The sequence below is a fragment of the Novosphingobium sp. genome (assembly GCF_036820275.1).
In the GTDB taxonomy this organism is placed as follows: Bacteria; Pseudomonadota; Alphaproteobacteria; order Sphingomonadales; family Sphingomonadaceae; genus Novosphingobium.
Genome location: NZ_DAISLT010000056.1, coordinates 23,522 through 29,714 on the forward strand (window position 1 = coordinate 23,522; position 6,193 = coordinate 29,714).

General features: G+C 57.9%; 9 protein-coding genes and 1 pseudogene. 7 read left to right on the plus strand and 3 right to left on the minus strand.

Annotation, left to right across the window (positions count from 1 at the left end):
• Positions 1 to 26: 26 nt before the first annotated feature.
• The 3 genes from V7066_RS26545 to V7066_RS26555 all read left to right on the plus strand — a co-directional run bounded on the left by V7066_RS26545 (position 27) and on the right by V7066_RS26555 (position 1,596).
• Positions 27 to 413, plus strand: coding sequence for a hypothetical protein (locus tag V7066_RS26545; RefSeq protein ID WP_334185925.1), 387 nt, complete (start codon positions 27 to 29; stop codon positions 411 to 413).
• A 98-nt stretch (positions 414 to 511) separates the two neighbouring features.
• On the plus strand, positions 512 to 778 hold the full coding sequence (locus V7066_RS26550; RefSeq protein WP_334185926.1) for an antitoxin Xre/MbcA/ParS toxin-binding domain-containing protein: 267 nt from the start codon (positions 512 to 514) through the stop codon (positions 776 to 778).
• Positions 772 to 1,596: a transglutaminase-like domain-containing protein gene (locus V7066_RS26555; RefSeq protein ID WP_334185927.1), complete on the plus strand. Its 825-nt coding sequence runs from the start codon at positions 772 to 774 to the stop codon at positions 1,594 to 1,596. Before V7066_RS26550 ends, V7066_RS26555 begins: the two co-directional genes overlap by 7 nt.
• On the opposite strand, the gene V7066_RS26560 is transcribed toward V7066_RS26555, so the two are convergent.
• The gene (locus V7066_RS26560; RefSeq protein WP_334185928.1) at positions 1,588 to 1,989 is read right to left on the minus strand and encodes an acyl-CoA thioesterase; all 402 of its coding nucleotides are present in this window, start codon (positions 1,987 to 1,989) and stop codon (positions 1,588 to 1,590) included. The genes V7066_RS26555 and V7066_RS26560 overlap by 9 nt on opposite strands.
• Before the next feature lie 256 nt (positions 1,990 to 2,245).
• Between V7066_RS26560 and V7066_RS26565 the strand changes: the two genes are divergently transcribed.
• From V7066_RS26565 to V7066_RS26580, 4 genes are all read left to right on the plus strand, one after another.
• Entirely contained in the window at positions 2,246 to 2,452 is a 207-nt protein-coding gene (locus tag V7066_RS26565; protein WP_036526131.1) for a cold-shock protein, read from the plus strand.
• Between the two features lie 560 nt (positions 2,453 to 3,012).
• Entirely contained in the window at positions 3,013 to 3,237 is a 225-nt protein-coding gene (locus tag V7066_RS26570) for a hypothetical protein (RefSeq protein ID WP_334185929.1), read from the plus strand.
• Complete coding sequence (locus V7066_RS26575) at positions 3,234 to 3,458, plus strand: hypothetical protein (RefSeq protein ID WP_334185930.1); 225 nt, start codon at positions 3,234 to 3,236, stop codon at positions 3,456 to 3,458. Before V7066_RS26570 ends, V7066_RS26575 begins: the two co-directional genes overlap by 4 nt.
• A 49-nt stretch (positions 3,459 to 3,507) precedes the next feature.
• Entirely contained in the window at positions 3,508 to 3,963 is a 456-nt protein-coding gene (locus tag V7066_RS26580; protein ID WP_334185931.1) for a hypothetical protein, read from the plus strand.
• A gap of 233 nt (positions 3,964 to 4,196) precedes the next feature.
• Here V7066_RS26580 and V7066_RS26585 read toward each other — a convergent pair.
• Both V7066_RS26585 and V7066_RS26590 read right to left on the minus strand, forming a co-directional pair.
• Positions 4,197 to 5,106 (minus strand): annotated as a pseudogene (locus V7066_RS26585) (LysR family transcriptional regulator).
• 31 nt (positions 5,107 to 5,137) lie between these two features.
• Positions 5,138 to 5,338 (minus strand): hypothetical protein, encoded by a 201-nt coding sequence (locus tag V7066_RS26590; protein WP_334185932.1) that lies wholly within the window; start codon positions 5,336 to 5,338, stop codon positions 5,138 to 5,140.
• Positions 5,339 to 6,193 lie beyond the last annotated feature (855 nt).

Here is a 6,193-nt window from a genome sequence, read left to right on the forward strand (position 1 = left end):
GCGCTCCCGCAAAAAGGAGAGTTCGCATGGATCTCAATCAGCTACTTTATCACCATCAGATCGCGCTCATCGAATTTACCGCCCGCAGCAAGCGCAACCGTGATGCCGGGTCGCGGTTCGATCTGGTGCGCCATTATGCAACCAGGATCGCCCGGCTGCAAAAGGACATGGGGTGGCGGCCTGCCCCCAATGGTCATGAACTGGCCATCGCGGAACCAATTTGCCTGCCTGAGGTCGCGCCCGACGGATATCCCGCCGTGCGGACGTCAATGGCATCGCATGCCGAGAGACGATCTGACCTTTCGGCGGCGCAGCGAGATATCCGATCTTGCGTTTACACTGCTGGGCGGCCGCGTGGCCGCACGGGATTTCCTGCTCGGTCCGGTCCCCGATCACGCATGCACCGTGCTTGAGATCGCAACCGGCTCCTCAATCGGACAGGCCCAGATAACCAGTATGCTCTGGAAGATCGCCGCGCGTCGGGTGCGGCCGTATCAGTAGGAAATTCGAAATGGCAAGCGATGAAAAGCCCGCTCGGCCTGCTCGCGCGAAAGTGCGCTGGTCGGATCGCCCTAAACTGGCGCCAGATGCGGCAAGTCGCCAAGGGTTGGTGACGAGGCTGGCGCTTGAAGCATTCGGAAGCCGGGACAAGGCCATCGCCTATCTCAACACGGCTTGCGGCAAGCTCGGCGGACGACCGCTTGATCTCGCCGTGGAATCCGCGGAGGGGCTGGGCCGGGTGGAGCGCGCCCTTGCGAACCTTAGGCCTGCATGCTGATCCGCGCGGGATACGATATCGCTTTCACCTGTGAGCAGCCTGTGCCGATGCTGGCGCACCTGAGCGTCCATGGTTCGCGCAACAAGGATCTGCGCACGCCGCAGCGCTTGTTCACGACGCCAGGTGTCCCGATTTACGACTACGTCGACAGCTTCGGCAACATCTGTACCCGCCTCGCCATTCCGGCCGGCGGCCTGACGCTGTCCTGCGGTTTTGTCATCGAGGATGATTTCCAGCCTGACCCGGTGGCACCGGAGGCATTGCAATCATCGATCGAGGCTTTGCCAGACGATGTGATGCTCTACGTTCTGGCGAGCCGTTACTGCGAGACGGACCGGCTGAGCGAAGTGGCATGGGATCTGTTCGGCAAAACCCCTCGGGGCTGGGCACTGGTCCAAGGCATCGTGGATTTTGTACATCGTCACGTGCGCTTCGACTACATGAAGGCGCGGCCGACAAAGACAGCGCGGGACGTGTTCGAGGAGCGGGAAGGTGTCTGCCGCGACTTTGCCCATCTGGCGATCACGCTGTGCCGCTGCATGAACGTGCCCGCACGCTACTGTACAGGATATCTCGGTGACATGGACTTGCCAAAGCCACTAGGCGACATGGATTTTTCGGCATGGTTCGAAGTGTGGCTGGGCGATCGCTGGTATGTCTTCGATGCAAGGCACAACCGCCCTCGCAGCGGGCGAATATTGATGGCGCGAGGACGTGATGCGGCTGATACGCCGCTGACGATGACCTTCGGACGTGTCACACTTTCCCGGTTCGACATCTACACTGACGAAGACAGATTGGGTCTCGCGTCACGGTAATGCTGGAGCGGTCTGCTCATCGGTGGCTTCGGGAAAGAAACATGCCATTACGGCGGCTGACACCCGGGCCGGACGCTGTGTCACGGCATCAACGCAGCACCAGCGCGATTTCGCCTCGGCAATCACTTCGCTGCCGCGCTGGATCGTCGTTTCGTGGAATGCGCTTTTCCGCCGGACCTGCTCCAGCACCACATTGGCCGTCAGCTGGTCGCGAAGGAATGCCGGTTTGAGGTACGTGATCTCATGTTTGAACGCGATCCATAGATAGGCTGTAATCGCCCGAGGCGATGCGATCCTCTGCCGATGTTGGATGACAGCTGCCTGTACCCATTTCAAATATATGAAATTATGAACGTGCCCCATGAAGTCGATGTCGTCGATTTCGATCCTCAAGGGCAATCATGCATTTGCGCGGAATTCATGATGCCATGTATCACATCGATATGACATTCCGGATTCATTTTTGGATGAGAACCCAGTCGCCACTATCTATTTTTTTAAAAGCGGGTACAAGAGCCAAGCTGAAACGTCGCCTTCGACGGATATTGGGCCGCCAAGGCTCCCCTTTGTCCTTTACTAGCCTCACGAAGCCGGGATGCGCCGCGATTGGCGCATGCCCGTCATACTGCATTGGGCAAAGGATACCCATATGATCACCGGCACCGTAAAATTCTTCAACGCTGACAAGGGCTTCGGTTTCATCGCTCCCGAAACGGGCGGTGATGACGCCTTCGTTCACATCAGCGCGGTCGAACGCGCGGGCATGCGTACCCTCAACAAGGATCAGCGCGTGTCCTACGAACTGGAAACCGACCGTCGCGGCAAGACCTCGGCCGTCAATCTCCAGTCGGCCTGAACAAACGAGATTGGCGGAGCATTACCAGGTCCGCCAATCTTGGTCGCCGGGCGCAGGAGTAAATTTATGTCGTCGCTGGTATTTTATCGCGAACAAGCAGATCTTCAGACAATTGCAGCGGATGCCGCAAGCCTGCCACAGGTGCGTGATCGATGTCTGCGGGCCGTGTCGGCGTGGACCGAATTGGCCGATCGAGCCCAGAAGACCGAAGATGCTCGGAGAGCTAAGGCCTTGGACACCGGGGCAAAAGCGACAGCCTCGGCCTTAGTGGGGCACTGAGTGAATCGAGGCGGCCCGAGGCCCTGATTTTTATGACGCAAAGCGCATTATTGCACTTACCACTACCAAAATTATGGCGTCACACGGCATAAGGATAAGAATAATTCTGAAATAAGCTTTACCAAATTTCACGGCGTCTATGGCATTTTGTTCGATCGTGAAAGGCCTGCTATTGAAATATCAAATTTGATTCCTATGTAATCACGATCGCCGGCATCGGAAAATAAGCGCCGGCGGCTGAGAGACAGTAGTGCTCCCGCTTACAAGAAGGGAGAGTTACCATGGATCTCAATCGCCAGTACTTCGAGCACCAATTATCGCTCATGCGTGCAAGCGTTGCCGGAACGCGTCTTGCAAAAACGCGACACCTCGCCGCAGCTGCCGTCACCGCGTACCGGATCAGCAACCATCAATTCGGTATTGGAGCGGACGCAGCGGACGGCTGGGTCAGGAGCTCGCACAACCTGGATTTATGGATTGATTGCGATTTCGGGATCGGATCATGAGCCGCCTGCTGAACATTGATCTCCCCCCGGCAGACGTGGAGCGGCAATGCGCCGAACACCACGTGTCGATCAGTGCGATCGAACTGCTCCCGAGCGGCGGCACTCATCTTGTCTGCGTCAGGCTCGAACAGGCAGAGGAGATGCGTCAGGTTTTCTCGGGAAAGCTGATTGCCGGCATCGTCCGGCGATACCCCTTTTATCGCGCACGAGGGCCGTGGTGATGACGAGCGGCCCCCTTTCCAGCGCCTCACCCGCGGAGTTGAATTAGCCATGACCCATCCGATGCTGCAATTCTCCCTCAGCTCCAACGGCGATCAATGGTATCTGGCCCGTGGAAACGGTCCCGACAAAACCACGGTGGTGCATGAAGCAAACCGCGCATCAGGCGGCGCAGTCACGAGCATCTCGATTGAGGACTTCCTGCGTGTGAATCCGGAAGCGCCTGAGCGGCAGGATTTCGTGAGACTGGTCGCTGATTTGATCGGCAACGAGCTTGACGATTGCAAAGCGCGCAAGGGCGTTCAGCTGATACAACTTCGGGATGCAACCGAAGAAGACGCGGCGAACGCCTTGCTCGGCGCAAAAGTGCAACTGCCGCTGACGACGCCTTACGAAGCTTTAGAGTTTTTCAACTGCATGGTGGACGTGGTGACGGGTCAGCGCGCCATTGAGGTAGATGAAGATGCCCATCGTATTCGTCCTGGTTTTGGCAGCACTCACGGTTAGCCTCGGCAAGCGGGATACTAAAGAATCTGCCGGACTACGACATCGACACGGATCAATGGTTGCTGCGCATCCTATGCTACCCTCAACGGGTATTCATCATTGGCAGGTCCATGAGCGACCCGATTGCGCGAGTGTCCGCTCCTGGGAATCCAGAAGGGCGCGCTAATAGTGACAATGGGCGCGTTGCTGCCGCTGCTGACCTCGACAAATGCCAGTCATTAAGCTGTTAAAGGTCATCGTGCCTTGGGCTTTGGCCAATGATATCGGAGTGCCTCAACCAGCAGCGAGAAGGCGGGCGATGGCTGGGTGACAGTCGGGTAGTAAAGGTAGAAGCTTGGGAAGGGCAGACACCATTCGTCCAACACGATTTCGAGCCTTCCAGCCTGTAGATACGCTTCGGCCAGATCCTGTGGGATGAAGGCGAGGCCAAGTCCCGCCACGGCCGCGCTGAGTCAGGAATAGCTGTTGTTGAAGATCAACTGCTCGCTGACCTGCACCTTAATCTCCGCCTCGCCCTTCCGCTGCAAATCCCATGCGTAGAGGCGACCGGAGGATTGGCGCAATCCGATGCAATTGTGTGATTGCAGATCGGACGGGCTTTTGGGTCGACCATAGCGCTCGAAATAGGCCGGCGATCCGACCGCCACCATGCGTGCGTCCGGCCCGATGCGCACGGCGATCATGTCCTTGGCCAGAGTTTCACCGTAGCGCACACCGGCATCGTAGCGTTCGCTGATGATGTCGATCAGACCGTAATCGGTGATCATCTCGACCTTCACATCGGGATAGTCCCTCATGAAATTGGACAGCTTCGGAAGTAGAAGCTCGTTGATCGCGTGGTCCGATGCGCTGATACGGATCTTGCCCGCGGGCCGGTCCCGCGTTTCGTTGACGGCGGCCAGTTCCGCCTCGATCCCGTCCAGATAGGGGCTCACCTTCTGGAGCAGCCGCTCGCCGATCTCGGTCGGGGCCACGCTACGGGTCTTGCGAACCAGCAACTGAACGCCGAGCCGATCCTCCAGCTTCTTGACGATCTGGCTTATCGCGGACTGGGAAAGGCCGAGCCTACCGGCTGCCTTGGTGAAGCCGCGCTCGCGCCACTGCCACGAAGGCGGTGATGTCACTCAGCGTGTCCCGCGCCATTGATTACAATCCCTACTGATTATCAGAAGACTTATACCTCTAACAATGGATCGGCGCCCCAGTCGTCGGTTGAGGCGGGATGATGGCGCTCGGCGATGGCAGCAAGGTGCGGCGGCAGGGGCAGCGACAGATCGTATTTCGCTATGAGTGCAGCATAGCCCTGCGGGATCGCGGGCTCAGGCAAGCGCCGTCCGCGAAAATCCATCACTGCTTGCGAAGGCCACTCACCCATAAACGATCCCGTGGAAACCGCTCACTGCGGTCTAAACCAACTGCGAATATGGATCACTGGCTATGAATTTCAATCACTACCGGCGACTATGTGTGAATATCGATCTCCGAACGTATGCTCCTTCGACCTGATTGATGCCCTGCCAGAGCGGACCGCTTCAAACTGGGCGATGAAGGAGCCTTCGGCGTCGGATCGCTTTAATCACATAGAAGGTGGATCCGTCGCCTTACGGAGAAACGCTGAGGCCGTCAGGCTGGTGGGGCGAGCAAACTGACTCGCTCCGGCACGGTCGCCTGACTCCGCCTAGCGGCCTACGACCAGATCCGGCCGTTCAGATGGATCGGGTTGAACGTCGTATCTAGCCGTTAGGCGAATGTCCGGATCGGAGCCGGGTCGCGGGGATAGCTGACGGTCGTGCGAAGTCGGCAGGCGACCAACTTAAGCCGTTCCGCGACACACGCACGAATGGCCCTCCTGCCGGAACCCGCCATTCCCATTTTATCGAGCGGTCGGGCGGCATGCGCCTGAACCGGTCAGATAGTATCTTTTCACGATTCTAATCTGGAACCAGCCCTTCCGGAGCCGCCGGCGAATCGGACATTTTACCGACGAGTGTTTGCGCGTTTCAATTGTCACTGGAACGAGTCAAGAGCGTCATGCTTCACAGCTTGCTCTGTGTCGAATGAACCGGAGCTATTTCTGCAAGGTAACAGGCTCGGGCCCTGCCGCCGGTCTAGATTTGCAGCTATCTCCCAACGGCAAAGCCCCTGGATCAATAAGAAAGCTTCGGCTTACAGATTACATCAGTGAAGGCTCTGCCTCGCTGCCTCCCGCAAGGCAGAGGAGAGGTCTGAA

Coding starts and splice junctions, on each gene's coding strand:
- V7066_RS26580 (WP_334185931.1), top strand. CDS start 3,508: ATGACCCATCCGATGCTGCAATTCTCCCTCAGCTCCAACGGCGATCAA.
- V7066_RS26570 (WP_334185929.1), top strand. CDS start 3,013: ATGGATCTCAATCGCCAGTACTTCGAGCACCAATTATCGCTCATGCGT.
- V7066_RS26550 (WP_334185926.1), top strand. CDS start 512: ATGGCAAGCGATGAAAAGCCCGCTCGGCCTGCTCGCGCGAAAGTGCGC.
- V7066_RS26565 (WP_036526131.1), top strand. CDS start 2,246: ATGATCACCGGCACCGTAAAATTCTTCAACGCTGACAAGGGCTTCGGT.
- V7066_RS26555 (WP_334185927.1), top strand. CDS start 772: ATGCTGATCCGCGCGGGATACGATATCGCTTTCACCTGTGAGCAGCCT.
- V7066_RS26545 (WP_334185925.1), top strand. CDS start 27: ATGGATCTCAATCAGCTACTTTATCACCATCAGATCGCGCTCATCGAA.
- V7066_RS26590 (WP_334185932.1), bottom strand. CDS start 5,338: ATGGGTGAGTGGCCTTCGCAAGCAGTGATGGATTTTCGCGGACGGCGC.
- V7066_RS26575 (WP_334185930.1), top strand. CDS start 3,234: ATGAGCCGCCTGCTGAACATTGATCTCCCCCCGGCAGACGTGGAGCGG.